The organism is Rathayibacter sp. AY1B7 (assembly GCF_002932735.1).
GTDB lineage: Bacteria > Actinomycetota > Actinomycetes > Actinomycetales > Microbacteriaceae > Rathayibacter.
Genome location: NZ_PSWK01000004.1, coordinates 29280 through 54631, shown reverse-complemented (window position 1 = coordinate 54631; position 25352 = coordinate 29280). Strand labels below are relative to the sequence as shown.

Below are 25352 nucleotides of genomic sequence, written 5' to 3'. Positions count from 1 at the left end.
GCTCAGCTCGCGGCGGCCGCCGCGCGGGGGCTCTCGGCGCTCGCCGCGCGGGGGCTCTCGGCGCTCGCCTCGCGGTCGAAGCGCTCGCGGCTGAAGACCTGGTCGGCTGTCGTCAGGGCGAGGCCGATCACGCCGGCCAGCTCGCCCAGGTCCGATGTGTGGATGGTCAGGTGCCGCGTGGCGAGCGGGTGGGTGCGCAGGTAGACGCGCTCGCGCAGGCCCGACATCAGCACCTCGCCGCAGTCGCCGAGCTGGCCCGAGATCACGATGGTCCGCGGGTTGAGGATGTTGACGAGGTCGGCGACCGCCTCGCCGAGGACGCGGCCGGCCTGGCGCACCGCCTGGGTGGCGCGCATGTCGCCGCGGAGCACGCGGGCCGTGACGTCGGCGACGTGCTTGATCGAGGGGTCGTCGGCCGAGAGGTCGCGGACGAGGGCCCAGCCGCTCGCATACGCCTCCACGCAGCCGGCGTTGCCGCAGCGGCAGGGCAGCGGATCCGCGTCGACCGTGCCCGTGACCGCGCGGGTGTGGCCGATGTCGCCGGCCGCGCCGACGGCTCCGCGGATCGTCGCTCCGTTGAAGACGAGGCCCGAGCCGATGCCGGTGCCGAGCTTCAGGCTGATCAGGTTGTCGGAGCCGTGGTGGCGCGACTCGGCGAGGGCGCGGGCGTTCGCGTCGTTCTCGATGACGACCTGCACGCCCTCGTACGGCTCGGCGAAGTAGCCGGCGATGTCGAAGTCGTCCCAGCCGGTCATGATCGGCGGGTTGCGCACGCGCCCGGCGGCGAACTCGACCGGCCCCGGGACTCCGACGCCGATGCCGGCGACCGCGTCGCCCTGCTGCAGCCGCTCGAACGCGGCGATCACCAGCGAGAGCACGGCGTCCGGTCCCTCCCAGACGTCGACGACGCCGCTCTCGTGCCGGAGGGGGGTGCCGCGCAGGTCGCAGGCGGCGGCGACGAATCCGCTCGCCCCGATGTCGGCGGTGAGGAACACCGTGCCGACGAGGTTCATCGCGAACATGCTCGAGGGGCGCCCGCCGGTCGACTCGCCGCCGGTGGTGGGGGCGATCAGGCCGAGCTCCACGAGGGTCGCGAGGCGCTGGTTGACGGTGGAGCGGGAGAGCCCCGTCTGCTCCATCACCGCGTTGCGCGAGATCTCGCCCTGCTCGCGGAACAGCGCGAGGACGTCGGCCACGTGCGAACCGGCCTCGCCGGTGGAGTACCCCGTCATCGCTCCCCCTCTTGTCACGGTCAGCGTACATGCCTGCCGACGGGAAACCTGAAGTTCCCCGACTTTCGTATTGCGGTAACGCGAAAGCCCGGGTAGTTTTCACACACCGGCACGCAGTGGTGCCACTGATCCTCAGGGATGACGATGAACCGCACAGCACGCCGCCTCCTCCCGGTTCTCGCACCGGTCGGCGCCCTCGCACTCCTCCTCACCGGCTGCGCCTCGGGTGGCGACACGGCCGCCGGCGGCTCCGGATCGACCAAGGTCGCCGCGGTCATCAAGGGCCTCGACAACCCCTTCTTCCAGGCGATGGAGAACGGCATCGAGGACACCGCGAAGGACGACTCCGTGGACGTCTCGGTGCAGGCCGCCGCCGACATCGGCGACACCACCGGCCAGGCCGACAAGCTCACCACCGTCGCCGGCCAGGACTTCGGCTGCCTCATCGTCAACCCGATCAGCGGCACGAACCTGGTGCAGGCCCTCGCCTCCGCCACCGGCAAGACGATCGTCAACATCGACAGCCCGCTCGACCCCGACGCGGTCGAGGCCGCGAACCTCGACGTCACCACCTACATCGGCACCGACAACGAGGCCGCGGGCGGCAAGGCCGGCGACTTCCTCCTGCAGCAGCTGCCCGCCGGCTCCGAGGTCGCCGTCATCGGCGGAGTCTCGGGAGACGTCACCAGCGCCGCCCGCGTCGACGGCTTCACCGCCGCGATCGGCTCCGACCTCACCGTCGTCCAGGAGGCCGCGGCCGACTGGAAGCGCGAGGTCGCGCTGACCAAGGCGACCGACATCCTCGCCGCGAACCCCGACGTGAAGGCGTTCTTCGCCGCGAACGACGACATGGGCCTCGGCATCGTCAAGGCCGTCGAGAACGCGGGCCTCACCGGCTCCGTCCAGGTGGTCAGCGTCGACGGCAACGAGGACGCGCTGCAGTCGGTGAAGGACGGCGGCCTCACCGCCACCGTCGCCCAGTACCCCTACGCGATCGGCCAGCTCGGCGTGCAGGCGTGCGAGGCCGTCGGCGCCGGCGAGGAGATCCCCGCCGAGATCGAGTCGCCCACCGCACTCGTGACCTCCGAGACCGCGGAGCAGGCCCTCGGCGCCTTCCCCCAGCCGTTCGAGGAGTTCGACAACCCGCTCGCCGCGCTCGTCCCCGGCAAGTAGGACCTCCCGCCCATGGCAACCCAGGAAGCGACCATGACCTCAGTCACCGCCCGACCCCCGGCCAGCGCCTCCCCGCTGCTGGCGAACCTCCGTCAGCTCAGCTTCTGGGCCGAGAACGCCGCACCGATCGGGCTCGTCGCCCTGGTGATCGTGTTCTCGATCGCGACGCCGACGTTCCTCAGCCTCGGCAACATCAAGGCGATGCTCGTCGCCGCCGCGATCCTGGTCATCCTCTCGATCGGCCAGTCCTTCGTCATCACCACCGGCGGCATCGACCTCTCGATCTCGGCGACGATGACCGTCGGAGCGGTCGGCTTCGGCATCGGCTGGAGCGCCGGCTGGGGCTTCTGGCTCTCGGCGCTCGCGGCCCTGCTCTTCGCGGGGCTGATCGGAGTGATCAACGGCTTCCTGATCGCGAAGGGCAAGGTCACCGACTTCATCGCGACACTGGGCACGCTCTCGGTGGCGACCGGCCTCGCGCTGATCGTCTCCGACGGCAAGCCGATCACGGTCGGCAGCCCCGAGCTGCTCCGCCTCACCACCGGCTCGATCGGGATCATCGGCTACCCGATCATCCTGGCCGCGGTCATCGGAGTCGTCGCCTGGGTCGTCATGTTCCGAACCCGCTTCGGCCTGCACGTGCAGGCGGTCGGCGGCAACGAGGAGAGCGCGGTCGCCAACGGCATCAAGGCCGGACGCGTGCGCATCGCGGTGTACATCATCGCCGCCGTCCTCGCCGGAGTCGGCTCGCTCCTCCTCGTCGCCCGCGTCGGCGCCGCGGAGCCGGCCATCAACACGCAGTACCTGCTCAACTCCATCGCGGCCGTCGTGCTCGGCGGAGTGAGCCTCACCGGCGGCAAGGCGAAGATCGTCGGCCCGATCATCGGAGCGTTCCTCCTGACCGCGCTGACCAACGGCCTGACCCTGCTCGGCGTCTCGCAGTTCTACCAGCCCCTCGCCGTCGGCCTGGTGGTCGTGCTCGCCGCCCTCATCACCCGCTACCAGAAGAAGTGAGCCCAGCCATGACCAGCGACATCCTGCTCGAAGCGCGGGACATCAAGAAGTCCTTCGGCGGCGTCCACGCTCTCAAGGGAGCGTCGATGTCGATGCGCCGCGGCGAGATCACCGCCCTGATCGGCGACAACGGCGCGGGCAAGTCCACCCTCGTCCGCTGCCTCTCCGGGGTGCACCCCGCCGACTCCGGCACCATCACCCTCGACGGCGACGTGGTGCACTTCACCACTCCGCTCGGCGCGCGGGACGGCGGCATCGAGACGGTGCACCAGACCCTCGCCCTGGTCGAGGACCTGACCGTGTGGCAGAACTTCTTCCTCGGCCGCGAGCTCACCAAGGGCGTGCCCGGGGTGCGGTTCCTGGACCGGACGCAGATGAAGAAGACGGCCCAGGAGCTGCTCGGCGACCTCGCCGTGAACGTCCCGCCGGTCACCAGCAAGGTCCGCCGCCTCTCGGGCGGCCAGCGCCAGGCGGTCGCGATCGCCCGGGCCGCGGGCTGGGGCAGCAAGATCGTGATCATGGACGAGCCGACCGCGGCGCTCGGCGTTCAGGAGACGGCACGCGTCGAGAAGATCATCCTCAAGCTGCGCGACGCCGGAGTGGCCGTGCTGCTGATCAGCCACAACTTCGACCAGGTGATGCGCCTGAGCGACCAGGTGTGGGTGATGCGCGCGGGCCTCGCCGTCGCCGGCCGCCGCACCGCCGAGACCAGCGGCGACGAGCTCGTCTCGCTGATCACGGGCGCGAAGGCCGCCTGATGCACCCCGAGTTCCTGCACCGCGGGAGCACGGAGCGCTCGTCGCCGATCGGGGTCCACGCGGGCCTGCTCGTCGGCGACTGGACGCCGGAGTCGGGGCGCCGCGCGATCGGCGCCGCCGCCTCGATCGGCTTCGACCTGATCGAGATCCCGGCTCCCGCCGACCCCGACGCCTCCGCGTGGACCGCCGACCTGCTCGACGAGCACGGGATCGACGCGGTCGTCTCGCTCGCGCTGGACGCCGACTCCGACATCACCGACCAGGCCACGGCCGGCCGCGGCGAGGAGCGGCTGCTGGCGGCCGTGCGGTTCGCCGAGGCCATCGGCGCGCGGTACGTCGGCGGAGTCACCTACTCGGCCATGCGCAAGTACGAGCACGCGGCCGACGCGGCTGCCCGCTCGCGCTCGCTCGACGTGCTGCGGAGGGTCGCCGAAGCCGCCGCTCCCGCCGGCGTCGTCGTCGGAGCGGAGTACGTGAACCGCTACGAGAGCAACCTGCTGAACACGGCCGCCCAGACCGCCGCGTTCCTCCGCGAGCTCGACGCGCCGAACGTGCTCCTGCACCTCGACACCTTCCACGCCCACCTCGAGGAGGTCGACCTCGCGAGCGCCGTCCGCGACGCCGGCGACCTGCTCGGCTACCTCCACGCCTCCGAGAACCACCGCGGAGAGCTGGGCACCGGGAGCACCGACTGGACCGGGCTCGCGGCGGCGCTCGCCGACTCCGGCTACCGCGGTCCGCTCACCCTCGAGAGCTTCTCGCCCGCCGTCCAGCCCCCGGCCTCGGCCGAGGGCATGGGCCTCTGGCGCGAGCTCTGGCACGACCCCGTCGCCCTCGCGACCTCCGGCCACGCGTTCCTCGCGGACCTGCTCGACACCGACCCCGCGGCCCGACGCCGCCCCTGAACCTCTCGAACCAAGGAGCACCACCATGACCACGAACCCTCTCGGAGTGCACGCCCTCGTCTTCGCCGGCGGCACCACCCCCGACGAAGTGACTGCGACGATCGAGCAGACCAAGGCGGCCGGATTCGACCTGCTGGAGCTCTCGCTGCACGACGTGCAGAACCTCGACACCGCCTCCGCCCGCACCGCCCTCGAGGCGAACGACCTCGGCATCGTCTGCTCGCGCGGCCTCGCCTTCTCGGCCGACGTCTCCAGCGACGACTCGGAGGTGGTGGCCCGCGGCGCGAAGCTGCTCGCCGACTCCCTCGAGACCACGCACGCGCTCGGCGGCACCCACTTCACCGGCGCCCTCTACAGCGCGCTCGGCAAGTACAGCGCGCCCCTCTCGGCCGCGGGCCGCGCGAACGTCGTCTCGGTGCTGACCGACCTCGCCGCCGAGGCCTCGACGAAGGGCATGACCCTCGGCCTCGAGATCTGCAACCGCTACGAGACCAACGTCATCAACACCGCCGCGGACGCCCTGCGCCTCGTTGACGACATCGGCGCCGACAACGTCCTGATCCACCTGGACACGTACCACATGAACATCGAGGAGGACGACTTCTTCCGCCCGGTGCTGCTGGTCGGGGATCGTCTCGGGTATGTCCACATCGGCGAGAACCACCGCGGCTACCTCGGCAGCGGCCACCTCGACTTCACGACGTTCTTCCACGCCCTCGCCGCGATCGACTACCGCGGACCCATCACCTTCGAGTCGTTCTCGTCGGCCGTCGTCTCGCCGACCCTCTCGAACGACCTCGCCGTGTGGCGGAACCTCTGGAACGACGGCCCCGCGCTCGCTCGCCACGCCCACGGCTTCCTGGTGAACGCGCTGGAGAGCAGCCGTGGCGAGGCCTGAGACCGAGGTCGCGCCCGACGCGGTGCGGCCCGGCCTCGACGAGCTGGCCGGGCGCGCGCTCGCGCTGACCTCGCCGGGCCGCCGCGCGATCGTCGCGATCGCCGGCAGCCCCGGGGCCGGCAAGACCACGCTCGCCCGGGCGGTGGTCGCCCGCGCGAACGAGCTCGCGGGGGAGGGGACCGCCGCCTTCGTGCCGATGGACGGCTTCCACCTCGCCAACGCCACGCTCGACGAGCTCGGCCGCCACGACCGCAAGGGCGCCCTCGACACGTTCGACGGCTGGGGCTTCCTCGCCCTGGTGCGGAGGCTGCGCGCCGAGACCGACCACGTCGTCTACGCGCCCACCTTCGAGCGCACCGTCGACGAGGGAGTGGCCGGCGCGCTGGCCGTGCACCCCTCCGCGTCGCTCGTCGTGCTGGAGGGCAACTACCTCCTCGTCGACGAGGGCCCGTGGGCGCTGCTGCGCGCCGAGTTCGACGAGGCCTGGTTCTGCGCGACTCCCGAGACCGAGCGCTTCGAGCGCCTGGTCGACCGCCACGTCTCCTTCGGCCGCGCCCCCGAGGCGGCCTCCGCCTGGGCCTCCGAGGTCGACGGGCGGAACGCGCTGCTGATCGAGGCCACTCGCGACCGCGCCGACCTGATCGTGTCGGGGACGGCGGCGGGGGTGGTCTGACGCCCGATGTGGCGGAGGAGCGGTCCGCTTCGGGGCGCGACCTCGGCTCTCGGGCGGGTCCGGCCGGCCGGCCGGTCGGACGACGGAGGACCCGTCGCCCGGCGGATGCGGTCTCGACGGGTCGGGTGCCAGGCTCGAGGGATGGACGACTCGACACGGAACTCCACGGAACAGCCCTCTCCCACCACCCCGCCGGCCGTTGCGCTCCCCGGAGCCGGGCAGCCGCCCCTCCCCGTCGCTCTCCTCCTCCTGCTGCGGCGGAGCGACGGGCGGCCCGCGGCCTCGTCGGGCGCTCTCGACACCGTCCTGGCCGCCTCCGTCCTCGCGGAGCTTTCCCTCCGGCGGCGCGTCGAGGTGGACGCCGGAGTCGTCGCCCTCGGGCCGGAGCGGTCCGCGCTCGGGGACGCCGTGCTCGACGGGGCACTCGGGTGGATCGCAGCGGAGCGCGCACCGCGCAGCGTCTCCTGGTGGATCGCCCGCCTCACGCGGAGGGAGCTGCATGCCGCCCTCCTCGAGCGGGTCGCCGTCGTGGAGCCGGCGGAGGACGAGCGGCTGCGGATCCGGGTCGCCGAGGTCCTCGCGGCTCGGACGGCGCCCCTTCCGTCGGACGCGGCGCTCATCGGCCTGCTCGACGCGGCCGGAGCGCTTTCGCCGAGGCCCGGCATCCCGGACCGGCAGGCGATCCGGTCGCTCGCGGCGCAGCACTGGGCAGGGCCGGCGGCTGCCGCCGTCCTCGCGGGAACCGCCGCGAGCGTCACGGGAGCCGCGGTGATCGCCGCGACGACGACGGTCACGATCACCGGCATGTGATCCGACGCGTGCGACTCGCTGAAGCCGCGCGCCCCTACTCCGCCGGGTAGTCGGGCGCGACGAAGACGCAGAACGGGTGGCCGGCCGGATCGGCGAGGACGTGGAGCGCCTCCTCCGGGTCGTTGCTCCTGTCCTCGATCAGCTCGGCGCCGAGGGCGAGCGCCCGGGTCTTCTGCCGGTCGAGCTCGTCGGCGTCCGCGACCATGAAGTCGAGGTGCAGCTGCTGCGGGACGGGCCCCTCCGGCCAGATCGCGCGCGGCAGGGCGGCCACCCGCTGGAACGTGAGCTTCGCGCCGTCGGCGGTGACGATCGCGACCCACTCCGCCCCGTCGTCCGAGCCGTCCGCGGGCGGCTCGTCGCCGGGGCGGTACTCGCCGCCGAGCAGGGCGAGGTAGAAGGCGGAGAGGGCGCGGGCGTCCTCCGTGTCGAGGACGACCTGGCGCAGGCGCATGCGGGCAGGGTACCGCCGGACGGCACCGGAGGGGGATGACGTGCTGTGCGGGACGGCTGCGGCGGGCCGGGCGTCGTGGGTCGCGGCCCGACGTCGGCTGAGAAGGGGCTCCCCGCCCCGACACGGCGGGCCGCGTCTCAGCGGAGGTCGTGCAGCTCTCTCGCTCCCGACCGCGCCGCCCTGCCACTCCGCGCCCGCTTCCTCAACCCCTCCCGGCTCCCGGCCTCGCGCCAGGGCCCGGCGCGTACTGTGGCCGCTGACTCACGACGGCTACGAGGGAGACACCATGACGGAGCAGATCGGAATCCCCGAGGCCGCGGCACTGGGGAGCGAGCGGCGGAGCATCGCGATCCTCGGAGCGGGCGGCGACCTCACCGAGCGGCTGCTGCTGCCGGGCCTGGGCCGGGTGGCCGAGCTCGCGCGCGACCTCGAGCTCACGCTGATCGGCGCGGCGCGCACGCCCCAGACCGACGAGGAGTGGCAGAGCCTCGTCCGCCGCAGCCTCGAGGCGGCCGGAGTCGCCGCGCACACGGTCGAGGCCCTCGCGTCGCGCGCGCGCTTCGTCGCCACCGACGCCTCCGACCCGGAGCAGCTGAAGGCCCTCCTCGACGCCTGCCCGTCGACTCCGGTGCTCTACGTCGCCCTGCCGCCGGCGATGGGGCACAAGGTCGCCGCCTCGCTCGCCGAGCTCGACCTCCCCGAGGAGCTGGTCGTCGCCATCGAGAAGCCGTTCGGCGAGGACCTCGACGACGCGATCGCCCTCAACGCGGCGTTCGCGAAGGTCCTCCCCGAGAGCCGCCTCTGGCGCATCGACCACTTCCTCGGCAACGCGACCGTGCTGGGGATGCTGGGCCTGCGCTTCGGCAACACCATGCTCGAGGCGAGCTGGAGCGCCGAGTGGATCGAGAAGGTCGAGATCGTCTACGACGAGACGCTCGGCATCGAGGGCCGCGCGGCCTTCTACGAGAAGACCGGCGCGCTGCGCGACATGCTGCAGAGCCACCTCCTGATGGTGCTCGCGCTGACCACGATGGAGCGCCCCGACGAGGTCGCGCCCGACGAGGTCCACGCGCGCATGGCCGAGGTGCTCGGCGCCGTGCGGCTCTGGCGCGACGACCCCTCCTCCGCCCGCCGCGCCCGCTACACCGAGGGCCGCGTCGACGGCCGCTTCTTCCCCTCCTACGTCGACGAGCCCGACGTCGACCCCGAGACCGGCACCGAGACCCTCGCGCAGCTGCTGCTCCAGGTCGACACTCCGCGCTGGGCGGGCGTCCCCTTCGTCCTCCGCTCCGGCAAGGCGATCGGCGACCCGCGCCGGGAGGTGGCGATCCACTTCCGCGCCGCCACGCCCCCGCGCGGCCTGCAGGCGGCCGAGGGCGACGCCGGGACGGTCCTCCGGATCGGCCTCAAGGGCGGCGACGTCAGCCTCGACCTGGTCGTGAACAGCGCCGACGAGCTGACCGACCTCGAGCGCACCACCCTGACGGCGCAGCCCGGCGCGGCCACGCTCGACCCCTACGCGCAGGTCCTCGCCGGGATCCTGCAGGGCGACACCCTGCTCTCGGTCCCCGGCGATGTGGCCGAGCAGTGCTGGCGCATCATCACTCCGGTGCTCTCCGCCTGGGCCGCGGGTGACGCTCCGCTGGACGAGTACGAGGCGGGGAGCGCGGGGCCCGAGGGCTGGTGAGCTCGCGGTGAGGCGGGCGGGCTGAGGCGCGAGAGCTGAAGCGTCGGCGTGAGGCCGTGTCGGCTCCGCCGGCGCCGGACACGTTGCCGCCCGCCCGGCTCCGGTCGCTCCGCTGCTGCCCGCTCCGCTGCTGTCCGTCCCGCGTCGGCACCCCCGCCCGTTGACCCTCCCGCCCGTTGACCCTCCCGCCGGGGGAGACGGGATGCTGGAGGCATGGTGGGCATCGGGGAGTACGCAGGCATCACGGGTCTGAGCGTGAAGGCGCTCCGGCACTACGACGAGAAGGGCGTGCTGGTCCCGGCGGAGGTCGACGAGCGGTCGTCGTACCGTCGGTACGCCGACGCGCAGGTCCGGGCCGGAGTCGTGATCAGCGCGCTCCGGAGCGCAGGGGTGCCGCTGCCCGAGGTCGCGGCGGCGACTCGAGCCGGCACCGCGGCGGAGGCGCTGCAGGCGCATCGGGAGCGCGTGCTCGCGGAGCGGGAGCAGGAGGACCGGGCGTTCGAGGCCGCCGAGGTGACGCTGGGGGCGCTCGCCGTGCCGGTCGAGGTCGCCGAGCGGACGATGCCGGCGCAGCCGTACGTCGGCCAGGTCCTCACGATCGCCCTGGACGAGGCCGACGGGCCGGGCGACGACGAGGCGAACGAGATCTTCGGCGCACTCGCCACCCGAGTGCACGCGGCAGGGCTCGGGCCGACAGGACGTTTCTGGACGGCGCTCCGGGCGGGCGAGCGGGGTTCGGCGGAGCTCGTCTGCTGCTGGCCGACGTCGGCGGAGGCGGAGGGCGACCTCGCCGATCTCGCCGCGATCCTCCCCGCGCGCACCGAGCTGGTCGCCACCTGGCACCCCCGCGACGGGGAGGAACTGCCCGAGGGGACCCTGCATCCGGCGATCGTCGCGCTCTTCGACGCCGCCGGAGACCGCGGTCTGCGGCTCGACGGGGTCGAGGTGCGGCAGACGGTGCTGGGGGAGGGGCCGGAGGACGTGGCGGTCGAGGTGTCGCTGACCGTCGCGGGGTGAGGGAGGCCGAGGCGTGCCTCAGGTGGGCCGGGTGCCAGCGCTCGAGGACCGGCTCGGCAGGACCGGCTCCTCAGGACCGAGCGGAGGCGGGTGTGGCGCCGTCCGGCCGATCCCGCGCCACTTCGTGCCACGGTCCGGGCCGTCTCCGTAGGCTCAGACGCATGACGAGCGGAGTCGAGGCCGGAGTCCATCGCGGTGACGAGCGGACGGTCCTCGACCGCCCGTGGTTCGCGGTCGCGGCCTCCCTGGTCTTCGCCTTCGGCTGGCTGGTGGTCCCCGGCGTCGGCTGGCTGATCGGCGCCGTCGCCGTTCTCTGCAGCTCGGCGTGGACGCGGTCGGAGAAGGGATCGGCGTTGGCGATCCCGCTGGTCGCGGCCGCTCTGGTCGGCAGCGGGGTCGGGCTCTTCTACGGTCTGCACGGCGCGCCGAGCTCCAGCCTGACGACGTGGACGGTGGTGGGGGCCGGGATGCTGGCGGGAGGCGCGGCGACTGCGCTTCTGGGGGTCCGGCTGTGCGCTCGGGCACTCCGCCGGCCGGAGGAGTCCGCTGGAGGCTCGCTCTCACCAGCTGCCCCGGCCTCGGGCGCGCACGACGTCAGCTGAGAGGAGGGGCGTGGGCTCCTGAGGGAGGCCGCCCTGTCTCAGCGGAGGTTGTGCGGCCGCTCGCCGGCCCCGCTCGCGTCGTAGCGGAGCCGCACCAGCTCCGAGCCCGGCAGAACCGTCGCGTCGAGGAGGCGCAGGCCGTGCTGCGGCGCCCCGGAGTAGAGCGGCGTCCCGCCGCCCGCGAGGCCTGCGCCGACGAGGACGATCAGCTCGTCCACCAGGCCCTGCTCGAGGAGCGGATTCCAGGTCGTGCCGCTGCCGAACATCAGCAGGTCACCCCGGTCGCCCTGCTTGAGCAGCTCGATCTCGGCCGGACCCTGCTTCCGCGGCACGATCCGGGTGGTGGCGGCCCACGGCGCCTCCGGATCGGGAGCCAGGGAGTCGCTGATCACCAGCGCGTCGAGCGACGTGACCAGCCGCGCGGTCTCGTGCTCCCGCTCGCCCGCCGTCCCGTCCGCGGCGACGGCGCTCCAGCTGTCCCAGTTGTCGCGGAACCAGCGGCCGCCGTAGACGAGCGTGCCCGCGCGGCGCAGCAGCTCGAGGTTGTGGTCGTTGAACGCGTCCTCGAACGGCAGCGCCGAGAGGGCGTGCCCGGGCCCCTCGAAGCGGCCGTCGAGCGAGGTGAGAACGGAGACGACGAGCCTGCTCATGCGGGGGATGCTACTCAGGCGGCGGTGCCGGGTGAAGGGGTGCGCACCCCTCCTCACATCGCCGCCCCCAGCGCGCCCCGCAACGTCGCCCGCGCCCGCGCGTGCCGGCTCCGCACGGTCGCGGCGCGGAGGGACAGGATCTCGGCCGCCTCGGCGAGGGAGAAGCCGTCCCAGTAGACGAGGGTGATGATCTCCTGGTCGACGGGCTTCAGCTGCGCGATCGCGGCGCGGACGTCCTCCGCCGCGTCGTCGGCGGGTGCGGGCGGGGTGATGCGGAGCTCCTCCGCCAGCCGCTCGACCAGCGCGCTCCTCCGGGTCGCGGTGCGGCGCTGGCCCGAGAGCACCCGCCGGGCGACGCCGAACGCCCACATCCGCGCGGGCGTCTCGTCCTCGGGGATCGACCGCTCCTTCCGCCAGAGGATCAGGAGGGTGTCGCTGAGGAGGTCCGCGGCGTCCTCGGGGCTCGCCGTCCGCCGTGCGAAGTAGCGGAAAAGGTCCGGCGCCTCCCGCTCGACCAGGGCCGTGATCTCGGCCCAGCGGTCGCGCGCGGGGGAGCGGACGGCGCTGCGGGCCATGGACGGCGCCGCCTCGCCGGCGCTCATCACAGCGCTCCGGTGCAGTCGGTGCTGCCGCCCAGGCCGCCGTCGCCCTCGACGATCACGCCCTCGGGGATCGTGTCGAGGATGTGGTCGTCCGCCGCGGTGATCCAGGCGCGCCAGCGGATCGTCTCCTCCGAGAGGCCGGGGCCGTCGCTGTTCATGTCCGAGGCCAGCCAGGCGGGGTCGGTCGTGTAGGCGAGCGCGTCGTCGTGGATCCGCTGGCCGATGCCGTTCCAGTCCTGCGCGCGCAGGTAGTCGGTCGCGGAGGTGGTGACCTCGCGGTAGTCGATCTCGCCGTTGAAGTAGTCGATCGAGCACGACACCGCTGCGCCGGAGTCGGTGGTGTAGCTGATCGGGATCGTGAAGTCGGGGACCGAGCGGACGTCGGTGCCGGCGCTGGTCGCCAGCACGAGACCCGGGACGAGGAGGACGGGAGCCGCCAGCCACCACGCCCTCGACCGCGCGGGACGGCGGGGCGCGCGTTCGCGGGTCTCGGCGATCACGCTGTGCAGGGCGGTGCGGACACCGGGCGCCCGGTCGTCGGTCGCGGGGTCGCTGCGGGAGAGCAGGTCGTCGAGTGTGCGTCGCGTCATCGGGTCCATCCTTCGTCGGTCGGGCGTCTACCGAGTACGTGGCCGGGTGGGGCCCGAGCGTTGCACGGGACCTGACGGGAGGAGTGAGCCGAGCCGGTCGCGCGCGCTCACTTCTTAGAACTCCATCGCGAGGACCCGTCAAAAGGCGCCATATTCGGCTTCACCCCGGTCCTTTTCTCATCGGTTATGGCCCCGACAAGGGGGGCTCACTTCTCTATGGCGGGAGGGAGGCCGACCTATACGTTCATCTTCGGAAGCCCGCGGGGAATGCGTGCTCCCCTCCGGAGTCTGGGGCCTCCGCACTCGCTGCGACATCCGTGTCGTTCGTCGTGTCGACGTTTCGCTCATCTCCACGATCGACAACACGACTGAGAAGCAGAACCATGGCTTTCACGACCCGGCGGCGCCGCCACTCACGGCACCGAGCGCCGTCGCGCCTCGGAATGCGGGCCGTCGTCTTCGCGACGATCGGCGCTCTCCTCGTCGGCTCGTGGGGGCTCGGCGACGTCTCCGCCTCGTCTCCCGCTCAGGCCGCGAACCAGGCGGATCCGGTCGCCGGCGACGCCCCCGCCCTTCTCCCGACGCCGGTCGCACCGACACCGCCGACAGCCCCCGAGGCCGATCCGGCACCCGCTCCGTCGGCACCCACTCCGTCAGCGTCCGCCCCGTCGACGTCCGCCCCGCCCGCACCCGCCGAGGCCGCGGAGTCGCCGAGTGCCACGGCGGAGGAGCCCGCTCAGGACGAGCCCGATCCCGCAGCGCCCCGCGGCGCCGCAGAGACGGAGCAGCCCGTCGAGCCGGCGCCGGCCGGGTCGGCGCCCGCTCCTCCGGCGGCCTCGGACGACGATCAGGAGTCGGACCGCGGACCACCCGCGACGGCGCGAGCAGCGGGAGGCTTCTCCACACTCGCCGCCGGCGTCGCCGAGGCCCCGCGACAGGTGTGGACGGAGACCTTCGAGCAGGGTCTGACGACCGCACCGAGCGCGCTCACCGCCTACGCGAACGGCCGCTACACGGCAGCCACCGGCTGGTCGACCGCCACGAACTGCACCGGCGTCCTGGTCAACTACACGGCGCCCTACCCCAACGCCGCCTTCTGCCCGACCCGGCCCCTCCTCACCGTCGGCACGGGATCGTCGGCCGCACGCGAGACCCGCCGCATGGCGGACGTCCTCGGCCAGGTGGCGGCCGGAGTGCCGGGGTCCACCTCCAGCACCGCACCGGCCAACGGCTCGAACACCGGCACGCAGGCGAACCACGCCCTGGTCGAGTACCCGTACGCCACCATCACCGGCGGCACGACCGTCGCCCAGAGCGCCGCGGGGATCGGCGTCTCCGCTCCCGCCGCCCGCTACTACGCCGTCGGCATGAACGCCGCCGGCGGGCAGTGCGGGACGAACAACGCGTCCCTCTCCCTCAACCTGATCTCGGGCGGGTCCACCGTCCTCACCGGATTCGCCGCACCGGTCGTGCCCTGCGCCGCGACCGGCAGCGTGTTCTACACGTCCCCGACCCTCCCGCTGGTCGGCGGCCTCGGCGCGCTCGTCGATCCCGCGCTCCCCGCCTCCGCCCGCGCCGTCGCCTACACCGGCACGAGCACCGCGCTCCTCACTCCGGCGCAGATCGCCGCAGCCCAGGTGCAGCTCGTGAACACGGTCACCGGCACGGGAAGCGCCTTCGCCGTCGACGACCTCCGCGTGCTCGACGTCACCCCCGCTCTCGATGCGGCCTTCACGCAGGCCGTGCCGACCGCGACGGTGCCGACCACGCTGACCTACACGGTCACCAACACCAGCGACCTCCTCGCGAAGGCCGACTGGCGCTTCTCGACCGCGCTCCCGGCCGGCCTCGTCGTGGCCCCGACGCCTGCCGTCGGCGGGTCCTGCACCGACGTCACCGGAACGGCGTTCGCCGTCACAGCGGCCGCCGGATCCTCTTCCGTCTCGACCGTCGGCGGCGACCTCGCCGCGGGCGCGACCTCCTGCACGGTCTCCGTGGACGTGGTGGCCGCCGCCGCCGGGACGTACAGCACCGGGACCACGACTCCCACCGGCCTCATCGCCTCCGCCCCCACGTCGGTGACGGTCCAGGCCGCGACGACCCTCACCGTCCGGAAGAACCTGCCCGTGCGCAGCGCCACGGGCGACCAGTTCACGCTCTCGGTGCGCAGCGGCACGACCGTCCTCGCGTCGGCGACCACCACGGGCACCGCCACCGGGATCCAGGCCGCGCAGATCAGCCGCCTCACCGTGCAGTCCGGAGCGACGTACACGATCGCCGAGGCGCAGACCGCGGGCGCGGGCCTGGGGTACTCCAACAGCTACGAGTGCTCGCGCGGCGGCACGGTCATCGCCTCCGGAGCCTCCGCCGCCGGGTCGATCACGATCCCCAGCGAGGCGGGAGCGGAGGTGCTCTGCACCTTCACGAACACGGTGCAGACGCCCCGCCTGTTCTGCGACACAGGCCGCTTCTACTCCCTCACGGCGGCCGGCGCCCTGCAGCAGGCCGACATCGTCACGGGATCCCTGACCTCGATCGGCAGCTGGTCGGGGACCGCCGAGGCGAACGCGCTCGGCGTCGGCGCGAACGGTGCCTTCGCCTACGCGCTGGACCGCTCGTCCGACGCGACGGACGTCGACGCCGTCCTCAAGTGGACGCCGGACGCCGGCTTCCAGAGGATCGCGAACAGCGCGTACACGACCGTGGCCGGCGGAGCGCAGGTGGCCGGCAGCATCGTCGCCGGCGCGGTCGACCTCCGGACGGGCCGGTACCTGTTCGGCAGCTTCGCGAGCGGCCAGTTCTACATCTGGAGCTTCACCGAGGCCAACCCCGTCGCCACCCGGTTCGCCCTCGTCGGCTCCTTCCCCACCTCCGGAACCCCCAACGGCAACGGCGACATGGCGTTCGACGCTCGCGGCAACCTCTACGTCGTCGGCGCGGGCTCGGTCAACAACGCGAGCAGCGCCGCGATCTTCACCGTGCCGGCCGACGCCCTGGCCGCGGCGACCGGCGGCACCCTCCCGGTGAACACCTCGATCGCGAAGGCCGTGACGGGGACCGACGCCGCCTTCGCCAACATCAACGGCATCGCCTTCTCGCCGCGCGGAACCGTCTACCTCGCCAACGGCGACGTCGCCGCCGCGAACGGCGCCCCGGCGATTCCCGGCAGCGCCTACGAGTTCGACGCCACCACGTGGACCCGCGTCAGCGGCACGCCGCGCGTGAGCGTCAACGCCGTCGACCTCTCCGGCTGCTCCTCGCCGGCCACGATCACCGTGCAGAAGAGCGTGGTGGGCCGCCTGGCCGCGGCGGACCAGTTCCAGCTCACGGCCGCCGCCGGCTCCCCGGCGTCGCCGTTCGCCACGGCCACCACCACCGGCGCCACCACCGGCCGCCAGACCGCGCAGATCGGCCCCTTCCCCACTCCGATCAACAGCACGGTGACGGTCTCGGAGGCGATGGCCGCGGGCTCCGCCTCCCCGATCACCGCCTACACGAGCATCTACGAGTGCTACGCGGACGGCGTGCGGGTGAGCACGGGCTCGAACCCGACCGGGACGGTCACCCTCCCGAACCGGCTCGGCGTCAACGTCACCTGCACCTTCTTCAACTCCCCGCGCCCCGCCTCGACGGTGCGCATCACCAAGACGATCCGGGACGCCTCCGGCACGACCCGCCCCGGCGCGGACTGGACCGTGGGCACGACGGCGACGGCCACCGCGGGCACCGTCGCCCTGCTGCCGGAGCAGTCGCCCCGCCAGCAGACGGACGCCGCGGGCCAGGCCGCCTGGACCGTCCTGTTCGGCACGGAGGCGTCGCGGGCGACGCTCACCGTCTCGGAGGTGCAGCAGACAGGCTTCGCGTTCGTCAGCGGCGCCTGCACGGTCAACGGCACCGCCCGGGCGACCACGTTCTCGCAGTCCGGGACCGTCATCAGCGCGAGCCTCACCGGCATCGCCTCCGCGGCGGTCGTCGAGTGCTCGATCGTGAACCGGCCCACGGCATCCCTCACGCTGGTGAAGACGGTGAGCTCCGGCAGCGCGCTGCCCAGCGACTTCACGCTCAGCGCCACCGGCCCGACCGGCGCCCTGCCCGGCCCGACCGGCCGCGCGGGCTCCGCTGGCGTGTCGGCGATCCCCGTCACCCCGGGTGCCGCCTACCGGCTCGCCGAGACCGGCGGTTCCGCGACCTACGTGCAGACCGCACCCTGGCAGTGCCGCACCGACACCGGCGCCGCCCTCACCGTGAGCGCGGCCGGAGACGTGACCCCGACGAACGGCGCCGCCGTCACCTGCACCGTGGACAACGCCAGCGCGACGATCACCCTGGTCAAGCAGGTCCTGCGCCCCCAGACCGGTTTCCAGGCGGCCGACTGGCGCGTCACCGCGACGCCCGCCGTACTGGCCGGAGCGACGCTCCCGACGGAGACCCGGGTCGGCGTGGAGTACGCCGCCGCGGGCAACCCGGCGAGCACCTTCGAGGTGCGACCGGGTCACGGCTACACGCTGTCCGAGGCGGCGACGGATCCGACCCGTCGCCTCGCCTACCAGGAACTGCGTCTCGAGCGCCTGACCGGGACGACGTGGTCCCCGGTCGCCTCGCGGACGATCACGGCCCCCACGGCCGGTCAGACGGCGGTCTACCGCTTCGTCAACGCCCCCGTGGACCCCACACGCCTGCCGCTGACCGGTGGCGCCAGCACCGACGCGTTCCTCCTGGGCGGGGGGTCGGTGCTCACTCTCGCACTCGGCCTCCTCCTCTGGGAGCGGCGCCGGAGGCTGCGAGGCCCCTCCCGGTGACGCCCCGACCGAGAGCCCCGGCGCTCTCCCGCAGACCCCTTCCCGCACACCTTCGACTCCACGACACCAGCACTCACGACCTCAGTAGGAGAGATCACATGTCCCGCTCACTCACCAGGCGGCTCGCCGCCGCAGCCGGCGTCCTCGCGCTGAGCGCTGCGGCGGTCTTCACCGCCGTCGCGCCGGCGTCAGCGGTCACGCTGCCCGGCAACATCGACCCGACCATCAGCCGCACCCTCACCGTGCACAAGCTCGCGCTGGGCTCCAACAACGGCCAGGCGATCGGCACCGGCCAGGAGATCACGGTCCCCGGCGATGCGCTGCCCGGCGCCGTGTTCACCGCCGCGCGCGTCCAGGGCGTCGACCTCACCACGCCCGACGGCTGGAACCAGGTCGCGAACCTGACCCCGGGCACCGCCGCGACCCGTGTCACCGCCGCCGACACCTTCACCGCCACCAGCGGCACGGACGGCGAGGCCGTGTTCAACAACGGCGCGAGCATGCCGCTCGGCCTCTACCTCGTGACCGAGACCCAGCTCCCCGCCGGAGCGACCAACGGCGCGGCGCCGTTCCTCGTCACCCTGCCGTTCCCGACGGGCCCGACCGGTGCGCCGGCGAACCAGTGGATCTACGACGTCCACGTCTACCCCAAGAACGCGGTCACGGAGCTCACCAAGACGCGCGTCCCCGCGGCGGCGAACTCGGTCGAGGCGCGCAACCCCGACCTCATCCGCTGGGCCATCGCCTCGGACGTCCCGGTGCTCGCCGCCGGTGACACGCTCGACACGTTCACCCTCACCGACACGCTCCCCGCCGAGCTGACCTACCTGCCGACCGGCCCGGCCGGCGTCGCCCCCACCGGCATCACGGTGACCAGCGCCGCGGGCACCGCGCCCGCACCGGCGTTCATCGCGAACACCGACTACACGCTCGGCTACGACGCCGCGACCCGGAACGTGACGCTGAACTTCTTGCAGTCCGGCCTCACCAAGCTCCAGGGCCTGCAGGGCGGCGTCGTCACCCTCACGGTGCTCACCCGCGCCACCGCCATCCCGGCCAACGGCATCATCACCAACTCGGCGACGAGCGTCGTGAACGGGGCCACGGAGACAGTCACCGGCAGCACCCCGATCGGTCAGCTGACCGTGTACGCCTACCAGAACAACGGCGCCAACCGCGTGCCGCTCGCGGGCGCGGTCTACCAGGTGTTCCTCACCGAGAACGACGCCAATCTCGGCCAGAACCCGGTGTTCATCAACGGCAACCAGAACTGGACCACCGGAGCGAACGGGATCGTCGAGATCCCGATCATCACGCCGGGCAACTACTACGTCCGCGAGCTGACCCCGCCCGCCGGATTCCGTCTGCCCACCCCGGCCCAGGTGCTGACGCAGGTCGTCGCCGGACCGAGCTCGGCCACCGCGCCGATCCAGAACTACGTCGAGTTCCTCCACACCCAGGTGCCGGCGTTCGCCCTGCCCCTCACCGGTGGCGGCGCGCAGTGGTTCACCCTCGGTGGAGGCGCGCTCCTCGCCCTCGCGATCGGTTCGGGCCTGATCGCCTCGCGCCGCCGCACCGCGCTGGCTGCTCAGACCGCGGAGTAACGTCGCACCATGACGAAGTCGAATGCGGGGCACCCGTCGGGTGCCCCGCATTCCTCTGTCTCCGACCCGTTCCCCAGCAGGAGGCTGCTCCACCGCCGGCCGCGGTGGCGGCTGCCGATCGCCCCGCTGGTCATCGCGCTCATCAGCCTCTCGGGAGTGGCGCTGCTGCTGTACCCCGTCGCCGCCAGCTGGCTCAGCGCCGTCGAGCAGGCGCGCGAGATCGACTCCCTCACCCAGGACATCACCGACCTCGGCGCCGAGACCCTCCGGCAGAACCTCGTCGAGGCCCGCGCCTACAACCAGAGCCTCAGCGGAGGCGGCGCGGCCGTCGCCGCGAACGAGCGCCTCCCCCTCGCCGACGACGAGCAGGTCGCCGACCGCGAGCGCTACTCCTCCCTCCTGCGCGGCGACGCCGAGGGTCTGATGGCCCGGATCCGGATCCCCGCCATCGACGTGGACCTGCCGATCTTCCACGGCACGAGCGACGCCGTCCTCGAGCGCGGCGTCGGCCACCTCCAGGGCACCGCCCTGCCGGTCGGCGGCCCCTCCACCCACTCGGTGCTCACCGGCCACCGCGGCCTCGCCTCGGCCGAGCTCTTCACCCACCTCGACCGCGTCGACGTCGGCGACACCTTCACCATCGACGTCTACGGCGAGGTGGTCACCTACCGCGTGCGCGAGACACTGGTCGTCGAGCCGGAGGACACGCAGAGCCTCCTCGTGCAGCCCGGCCGGGACCTCCTGACCCTCGTCACCTGCACCCCGCTCGGGATCAACACCCACCGCATCCTCGTCACCGGCGAGCGGGTGATCCCGACGCCGCAGTCGGACGTGGACGCGGCGGGGGAGTCGCCCGACGTCGCCGGGTTCCCGTGGTGGGCGATCGCGGCCGGAGGCGCCGTGGTCGCCGCCGGGGTGTACGTCTGGTGGGCGGGGCGGCCGGCGCGCGGCGCGTGGGTGCCGGTGGTGGTCGCCGGTGAGGAGCGGGACAGGGTTCCTGCGGATCTGTGAGGCGAGGGCGTACGGTCCTCCGCCGTCCTGCTCCGGTCGCCTCGGCGCCGTGCTGTCCCCGTCACCGGGATCGCGGCTGTGCCGACCCGGTCAGGCGGGGCGCCACTCCTCGAGGAACTCGGCGACCGTCTTCGTCTCGAGGTCGAGCTCGACCTGCCCGAGGAGGTAGTGGGGATCGGTGAGGTCGGCCTTCACGCGGATGATCTCGGCGCCGGTGTCGAGGCGGACGACGACGAGGTCGTAGGGCGCGAGGATCCCGCTGCCGAGCGCCATGTCGATGGTGAGGCGGAGCCGCCCGAAGCGCCGCAGCTGCAGCTCCGCGCGGAGGTGCTCGGCGGCGACCTCGGGGGCGTCGGGAGTGGGGTCGGGCATGGGGGAGACGGTACCGAAGCGGGGGTGGCAGATCACTGGCCGCGCCCGCGGTCGGCGGAGACACGACCGGAGTCGCTGTGACGCGGTCAGTCCCGCAGCCCGACCGTCACCGCCCGGCTCTCCGGCGCCTCGATCAGGTTCTTCGCCACCGCGGCGGAGAGGTACGACGTCGCGTCGTGCCGGCGGAGGGTGACGACCGAGGCGACGGCTCGCACCGCCAGGACGATCGGAGCGAAGCTCGGCCCAGAGGTCAACCAGTCTCCGACCGCGACGCCGACCTCGGTCATCGGGATCAGCAGAGTCATCGGATCGAGTCGCCCTGCGTCTCTTCGCCTAGTCGCGGAATCATTTCTGCCGCCTATGTGGAGGCGGTTCGGCTGGATACGGTCAACGCTCGTGGCTTCGAAAGTAGCGCCCGCCAGCGCCGTTCGCTAGCGACCCGCGAGGCCGGACCCGCCACCATCCCTGTCCAGATCGCGGAGAGCGACGAGACGACTGCGGTCCGGATCGTCCAGCGGACTAGCGAGAACGATCAATGCCCCGATCTAGCGTCCGCGGACCACAACGCTCCGCGCAGCGCGCCCGCGACGAGTGAGCTTGCGCACAGGCCAAGGCCGCTGCGAAGGCCGAGCTGACCGCACGCGGATTCGCGATCCTCGACAGCGAGGTCTACTACGCCGACACCAGCCACACCAGCATCCGCGACCTCCGCAAGGAGGACGGCTCCCGGGTAGACGCCGCCGACATCGAGAACGTCGAGGGACGCGCCGCAGATGTACGGGTTGTGTTCACCGGCAAGAGCGCCGATGCCAGCTAGTACTTCACTGACCAGCAAGCCGCGGGCTTCCGCAAGGAGGGAAGGACTACCTGCAGGCCCCATGCTCGACGAGCAGGAGGCCGAGCGTCGCATACTCATCTCCTGCAACAAAGTGTGGAAAGCGGCAGAGACGGTCCCCCGCGAGTGGATCGCCTCGTTCCTCTCCCGCAAGACCCTCCCGAAGGACGCGGACCGCGTGATCGCGCTGGGCCTCACCGTGCACCGCTTCTCGGTGTCCTCCGGAATGAGCGGCGGCAACGCCCTCGCGCACACCCTCCTCGGGATCACGCAGCCCTCCGGCTACCACGCCGACGCTCTCGCCGCACTCATCGAGGCGAACCCCGCGAAGGCCCGCCTCGTCGCGCTGGCCGTCGTTCTCGGAGGCGAGGAGGCAAACACGAGCAAGGAGTCGTGGCGCCGCGGCGACGAGCGCGCCGCCGCTCACTTCCGCCAGCTCGCGGCCTGGGGCTACGCGCTCTCCCCGGTCGAGCAGGTCGTCACCGGCGACACCACCGCCGCCGACGCCGCGGGCCTCAGCTAGCCCGCTCCGCGGGGACCGGCAGCCGCCGGTCCCCGCCCTCCCGCCTCGACTCAGCAGAAAGGCCCACCATGACCACCACCACGACTCCCACCGTCGACGTCGACGTGTGGGGACACACCCCGGCGCTGCGCGACGCGCAAGCCGCCGTCGACGCCGCCGCCGCCTCCGGCGACCAAGCCGCGACCGCCGCCGCCGCGCGAGCGCTCATCGTCGCCGCGGCCGCGCACGGCTGGCCCACCGCGACCGCCCTCGTGTTCAAGTATGAGACGACCGACCCCGTCGCCGGAGTCGGGGGACTCTAGCGAGTCCTCGACGCCGCCGGGACCGTACTCCGAGCGTGGGACGACGACCCCGACCCGATGACCGACGAGTCCGAGGAGGAGTTGGTCGCCCTCGACCTCATCAGCAACCGCCGCGCGACCCAGGACTACACCGACTTCGGACAGCCCATCGGCTCCACCGTGCTCATGCTCCACACGCTCGCGCTCTGCACGACGGGGAGAGCCCCCTCGACCCCCCCCGGTCACGCGCGTGGAACGGCCACCCGCGCTCGAGTCGTGTTCAGCGGCGGGGACGCGGCTTGTACGTCTTCCCCGCCCGAATGTTCCGATTCTCGATCACACCCACGACCGCCAGGCCCACGGCAACGGAGAGGATCAGCGCCCAACCGAGGACGTTGAACCACTCACCCGTGAAGGCCGCGTAGGTCTGCTCGCCGGCGATCGCGAAGAGCATCAACGACAGGCCGAACCACACCATGCCGTTGGAAATCAGCGCCGTGCGCGCGAGCTTGGTGCGAGGCTTCGACATGTTCTCACCCTCCCACCGCGACCTGAGCGTGTCTACGTGCCAGCAGAAGGAGAATAGATCATGCCTTCTAATGCATCTGTCAGCGATAACGAGTTCCCGGGCCTGAACGAGCAGTTCTATGAGATGGCGCCACACCGCTATCTCGACTCGCGGTTGACAGCCCTGCTTCTCATGGTAGGTGAGGAAGACGACCAGGCTCAATCACCGAAATCCATTCGATTTGGCTCCATCACGGCTGAAGTTGAGGGGCTCAGTCGGCAGGAGCGCAGCGAATACGCGGCGATCGAATCCACCGTGCTCCTGCACCACGCGAGCGAGGCGCTGTTGCGGCTCTACCTTGCTCATGCGCGCTCGAACCCGTGCCCCTGGGTTGCGCTGTCGGAGTTCACCAACGCTCGCGAGTTCAAAGAAGCAGTCCGCAAGCTGCGCCGGGATCTCGAGCGGGAAGAGACGATGGCGGACCTCCTGACCGTCTTCACCGGCTCGCCCGACCGCTCAATCTTCGTAGATGAGACAGAAGAACGATGGATAGACCACCGCGACGCCCTCGTCCTTCTCGTGCATCACTGCGCGGACGTCTTCCTGAACCAATCGAACATCTATAACGCCGCCAAGCACGGGCTCGCGCTCGGCTCTCAGGAGGTCGGATTCAGCCTGAAACCGCCAGGCGACGCGCCAGCGTTGGAGCGAACCGGCCCAACACTCAACTTCCTCGAAACTGCAGGCCCACCGAACGACAAGCACTGGCGGCGGACTCTTCAATTCGTACAGCCCGACACCAACGTGGGGTGGGTGGCGCTCATCCTGCGAGAAATCAAGGTGCTTTGGTCCATTGCCCGCCGACGTCGCGTGCGCAATGTCGATGAGCTGCACATCACCTTCCTGCAGCTCGGAGCCGTGAAGGAACTCCTGAGGCAGGAGGCTCCCGACGCCATGAATCTCTCGGGCTTTTCGGAACGACTGCACGCGGACAAGCCGCAACCCGCCGGTAGCGGCAGAAGCATTCGGAGTCCGCGGCCGCAAATACGCCGCCGCTGAGCGGGGCTGGCGGTCCTCTCTGAGGATCGGCTACCCAACGTTCGATTGGTGCTTCAAGTCTCAAAATCAGGCTCATCAACTGACGTCGCCAACTGGCCGTGTTGTGAGCCGCTCCAACACATCAGACGGGAACAAGCGCATGTCGGAAAGGATTGATTCTACCGCTAAGCGGTTCGCTTCGACGTCGTCGCTATGACGCAAAACAATGAGCGCGTCCCAAAGTTTTGTCGCATCATCCGCAAGGGTCAAGATGTCCCGAGGCATTATATAAAACACGTTAGGATTTGACGCCGTTACCGCTTCAGGGGCGAAAGCCTGCCTTGGAGTCATTATGGTGCTGGCTGACTGAGGAGGAATCGACTCAGACCGATTTGAGCTGAGGAGAGCGAGTTGACTGTTCGTTTGCCGAACGTCTTGTAGCGGCACTAGGCCGGAAGAACTTTCGTCAGACTTCGCCTCGACTGTTAACCACAGCGCGTCCTCCCAACACCAAGCGGAGTCACATTGACCATCGTCAGGCGGCTTGTAGGACTCAGCGCCTAAAAGGCGCCCAAGAATTGAGAGTGCTGGCTCATAAAGGCCTGGAGCCGTGAATTGCAGTCCTTTTCTCATCTCCTCCGCCCGCCTATCATGTGCCTGCACGTTGATAGACTTGAGATCGTCGACGAGTCGAGATATCGCTGCCTTATCCCATGTCGGCCGGTCCAGGACGGCGCGGCCTGGGAAGGGAAGAACTTCACGAATCCACGTTGCGGGTTGCGCAGCTGAAACGGCTCCCGCTGCAAGGGAATCCGAAATTGAAAAGTCTGAGTCCAGACCGTAGCTACGGCCCGCGCAGTTGTAGAAATATGCAGCAAGAAGAAGCCAGAATGCGCGATAGCCCTCAATGGCGTGTTCACCCGCCATGGCTTCAACAGCCAAATTGGCCTCGACTGCGGCGCCTCTCCAGTCACCCCGCCACGCCAGTTCGCATGCCAACACCTCGTGCGGGGAAGCGGTAGCGAGCGGGCGGGCGGGGCGTCAGCGTCCCGCCCGCATCCACGATCGATGAGATCCGGGATGAGGTGAAGCATGGCGAAGAAGAGGGAGACGCCGACGTTCGGCAACAAGAGCCAGCAGGCGCGCGAGCAAGCCCTCGCGCGCAAGAAGGCTCAGGCGGAACGCGGCAGTTCGAAGTTCGGCGCGAGCAACCCGCACAACGGCGCTGCAGTCAGCCAGTCTGGCAAGAAGAGCGTGCGCGGGCGTAACGGCGGTTAGCCGCAGTGTTGAACGTGCTCGGCATGGTCACCACTGTGATC

At 71.6% G+C, this 25352-nt stretch carries 25 protein-coding genes; 17 read left to right on the top strand and 8 right to left on the bottom strand.

Annotation, left to right across the window (positions count from 1 at the left end; genetic code table 11):
* Nucleotides 1-2 precede the first annotated feature (2 nt).
* Nucleotides 3-1232 carry an ROK family transcriptional regulator gene (locus C5C95_RS03540; RefSeq protein WP_104323827.1) on the bottom strand — a complete coding sequence of 410 codons (1230 nt, stop codon included), beginning with the start codon at nucleotides 1230-1232 and terminating at the stop codon, nucleotides 3-5.
* A 144-nt stretch (nucleotides 1233-1376) separates the two neighbouring features.
* Between C5C95_RS03540 and C5C95_RS03535 the strand changes: the two genes are divergently transcribed.
* From C5C95_RS03535 to C5C95_RS03505, 7 genes are all read left to right on the top strand, one after another.
* Nucleotides 1377-2405 (top strand): substrate-binding domain-containing protein, encoded by a 1029-nt coding sequence (locus C5C95_RS03535; RefSeq protein ID WP_104323863.1) that lies wholly within the window; start codon nucleotides 1377-1379, stop codon nucleotides 2403-2405.
* Between the two features lie 33 nt (nucleotides 2406-2438).
* The gene (locus C5C95_RS03530) at nucleotides 2439-3419 is read left to right on the top strand and encodes an ABC transporter permease (RefSeq protein WP_104222714.1); all 981 of its coding nucleotides are present in this window, start codon (nucleotides 2439-2441) and stop codon (nucleotides 3417-3419) included.
* A gap of 8 nt (nucleotides 3420-3427) precedes the next feature.
* Nucleotides 3428-4177, top strand: a complete 750-nt coding sequence (locus C5C95_RS03525; RefSeq protein ID WP_104222715.1) for an ATP-binding cassette domain-containing protein — start codon at nucleotides 3428-3430, stop codon at nucleotides 4175-4177.
* On the top strand, nucleotides 4177-5082 hold the full coding sequence (locus C5C95_RS03520) for a sugar phosphate isomerase/epimerase (RefSeq protein ID WP_104323826.1): 906 nt from the start codon (nucleotides 4177-4179) through the stop codon (nucleotides 5080-5082). Before C5C95_RS03525 ends, C5C95_RS03520 begins: the two co-directional genes overlap by 1 nt.
* A 25-nt stretch (nucleotides 5083-5107) precedes the next feature.
* Nucleotides 5108-5980, top strand: a complete 873-nt coding sequence (locus C5C95_RS03515; protein WP_104323825.1) for a sugar phosphate isomerase/epimerase — start codon at nucleotides 5108-5110, stop codon at nucleotides 5978-5980.
* On the top strand, nucleotides 5967-6653 hold the full coding sequence (locus tag C5C95_RS03510) for a nucleoside/nucleotide kinase family protein (RefSeq protein ID WP_208543338.1): 687 nt from the start codon (nucleotides 5967-5969) through the stop codon (nucleotides 6651-6653). Before C5C95_RS03515 ends, C5C95_RS03510 begins: the two co-directional genes overlap by 14 nt.
* A gap of 141 nt (nucleotides 6654-6794) precedes the next feature.
* Nucleotides 6795-7463, top strand: a complete 669-nt coding sequence (locus C5C95_RS03505; RefSeq protein ID WP_181125550.1) for a GPP34 family phosphoprotein — start codon at nucleotides 6795-6797, stop codon at nucleotides 7461-7463.
* A 34-nt stretch (nucleotides 7464-7497) separates the two neighbouring features.
* Here C5C95_RS03505 and C5C95_RS03500 read toward each other — a convergent pair whose 3' ends face one another.
* Nucleotides 7498-7914: a VOC family protein gene (locus C5C95_RS03500; protein ID WP_104323823.1), complete on the bottom strand. Its 417-nt coding sequence runs from the start codon at nucleotides 7912-7914 to the stop codon at nucleotides 7498-7500.
* Between the two features lie 286 nt (nucleotides 7915-8200).
* Here C5C95_RS03500 and C5C95_RS03495 point away from each other — a divergent pair, with 286 nt between their 5' ends.
* From C5C95_RS03495 to C5C95_RS03485, 3 genes are all read left to right on the top strand, one after another.
* Nucleotides 8201-9601, top strand: a complete 1401-nt coding sequence (locus C5C95_RS03495) for a glucose-6-phosphate dehydrogenase (protein WP_104323822.1) — start codon at nucleotides 8201-8203, stop codon at nucleotides 9599-9601.
* A gap of 213 nt (nucleotides 9602-9814) precedes the next feature.
* Nucleotides 9815-10618: a MerR family transcriptional regulator gene (locus tag C5C95_RS03490; protein WP_104323821.1), complete on the top strand. Its 804-nt coding sequence runs from the start codon at nucleotides 9815-9817 to the stop codon at nucleotides 10616-10618.
* A gap of 161 nt (nucleotides 10619-10779) precedes the next feature.
* Nucleotides 10780-11220 carry a hypothetical protein gene (locus C5C95_RS03485; protein ID WP_104323820.1) on the top strand — a complete coding sequence of 147 codons (441 nt, stop codon included), beginning with the start codon at nucleotides 10780-10782 and terminating at the stop codon, nucleotides 11218-11220.
* A gap of 38 nt (nucleotides 11221-11258) precedes the next feature.
* Here the strand turns inward: C5C95_RS03485 and C5C95_RS03480 are convergent, their stop codons facing one another.
* The 3 genes from C5C95_RS03480 to C5C95_RS03470 are packed head-to-tail and all read right to left on the bottom strand — an operon-like array spanning nucleotide 11259 to nucleotide 13062.
* Nucleotides 11259-11870 carry a dihydrofolate reductase family protein gene (locus C5C95_RS03480; RefSeq protein WP_104323819.1) on the bottom strand — a complete coding sequence of 204 codons (612 nt, stop codon included), beginning with the start codon at nucleotides 11868-11870 and terminating at the stop codon, nucleotides 11259-11261.
* A gap of 53 nt (nucleotides 11871-11923) precedes the next feature.
* A complete protein-coding gene (locus tag C5C95_RS03475) occupies nucleotides 11924-12445 on the bottom strand; it encodes an RNA polymerase sigma factor (protein WP_181125548.1) in 522 nt (173 codons plus the stop codon).
* 26 nt (nucleotides 12446-12471) lie between these two features.
* A complete protein-coding gene (locus tag C5C95_RS03470) occupies nucleotides 12472-13062 on the bottom strand; it encodes a hypothetical protein (RefSeq protein WP_104323817.1) in 591 nt (196 codons plus the stop codon).
* Between the two features lie 383 nt (nucleotides 13063-13445).
* On the opposite strand from C5C95_RS03470, the gene C5C95_RS03465 reads away from it, so the two are divergent.
* The 3 genes from C5C95_RS03465 to C5C95_RS03455 all read left to right on the top strand — a co-directional run bounded on the left by C5C95_RS03465 (nucleotide 13446) and on the right by C5C95_RS03455 (nucleotide 20476).
* A complete protein-coding gene (locus C5C95_RS03465; RefSeq protein ID WP_146087043.1) occupies nucleotides 13446-17861 on the top strand; it encodes an LPXTG cell wall anchor domain-containing protein in 4416 nt (1471 codons plus the stop codon).
* A gap of 98 nt (nucleotides 17862-17959) precedes the next feature.
* The gene (locus tag C5C95_RS03460; protein ID WP_104288025.1) at nucleotides 17960-19465 is read left to right on the top strand and encodes a SpaH/EbpB family LPXTG-anchored major pilin; all 1506 of its coding nucleotides are present in this window, start codon (nucleotides 17960-17962) and stop codon (nucleotides 19463-19465) included.
* Nucleotides 19466-19474: 9 nt separating this feature from the next.
* Nucleotides 19475-20476 (top strand): class C sortase, encoded by a 1002-nt coding sequence (locus C5C95_RS03455; RefSeq protein WP_219814739.1) that lies wholly within the window; start codon nucleotides 19475-19477, stop codon nucleotides 20474-20476.
* 90 nt (nucleotides 20477-20566) lie between these two features.
* On the opposite strand, the gene C5C95_RS03450 is transcribed toward C5C95_RS03455, so the two are convergent.
* Both C5C95_RS03450 and C5C95_RS03445 read right to left on the bottom strand, forming a co-directional pair.
* Nucleotides 20567-20848 (bottom strand): hypothetical protein, encoded by a 282-nt coding sequence (locus C5C95_RS03450; RefSeq protein WP_104323815.1) that lies wholly within the window; start codon nucleotides 20846-20848, stop codon nucleotides 20567-20569.
* 86 nt (nucleotides 20849-20934) lie between these two features.
* The gene (locus tag C5C95_RS03445) at nucleotides 20935-21153 is read right to left on the bottom strand and encodes a hypothetical protein (RefSeq protein WP_104323814.1); all 219 of its coding nucleotides are present in this window, start codon (nucleotides 21151-21153) and stop codon (nucleotides 20935-20937) included.
* A gap of 573 nt (nucleotides 21154-21726) precedes the next feature.
* On the opposite strand from C5C95_RS03445, the gene C5C95_RS03440 reads away from it, so the two are divergent.
* Nucleotides 21727-22206 (top strand): hypothetical protein, encoded by a 480-nt coding sequence (locus C5C95_RS03440; protein WP_104323813.1) that lies wholly within the window; start codon nucleotides 21727-21729, stop codon nucleotides 22204-22206.
* 68 nt (nucleotides 22207-22274) lie between these two features.
* Nucleotides 22275-22508 carry a hypothetical protein gene (locus tag C5C95_RS03435; protein ID WP_104323812.1) on the top strand — a complete coding sequence of 78 codons (234 nt, stop codon included), beginning with the start codon at nucleotides 22275-22277 and terminating at the stop codon, nucleotides 22506-22508.
* 259 nt (nucleotides 22509-22767) lie between these two features.
* On the opposite strand, the gene C5C95_RS03430 is transcribed toward C5C95_RS03435, so the two are convergent.
* On the bottom strand, nucleotides 22768-23016 hold the full coding sequence (locus C5C95_RS03430; protein ID WP_104323811.1) for a hypothetical protein: 249 nt from the start codon (nucleotides 23014-23016) through the stop codon (nucleotides 22768-22770).
* 60 nt (nucleotides 23017-23076) lie between these two features.
* Between C5C95_RS03430 and C5C95_RS03425 the strand changes: the two genes are divergently transcribed.
* Complete coding sequence (locus C5C95_RS03425; protein WP_104323810.1) at nucleotides 23077-24054, top strand: hypothetical protein; 978 nt, start codon at nucleotides 23077-23079, stop codon at nucleotides 24052-24054.
* A 1071-nt stretch (nucleotides 24055-25125) separates the two neighbouring features.
* Complete coding sequence (locus C5C95_RS17085; RefSeq protein WP_146083048.1) at nucleotides 25126-25311, top strand: hypothetical protein; 186 nt, start codon at nucleotides 25126-25128, stop codon at nucleotides 25309-25311.
* Nucleotides 25312-25352 lie beyond the last annotated feature (41 nt).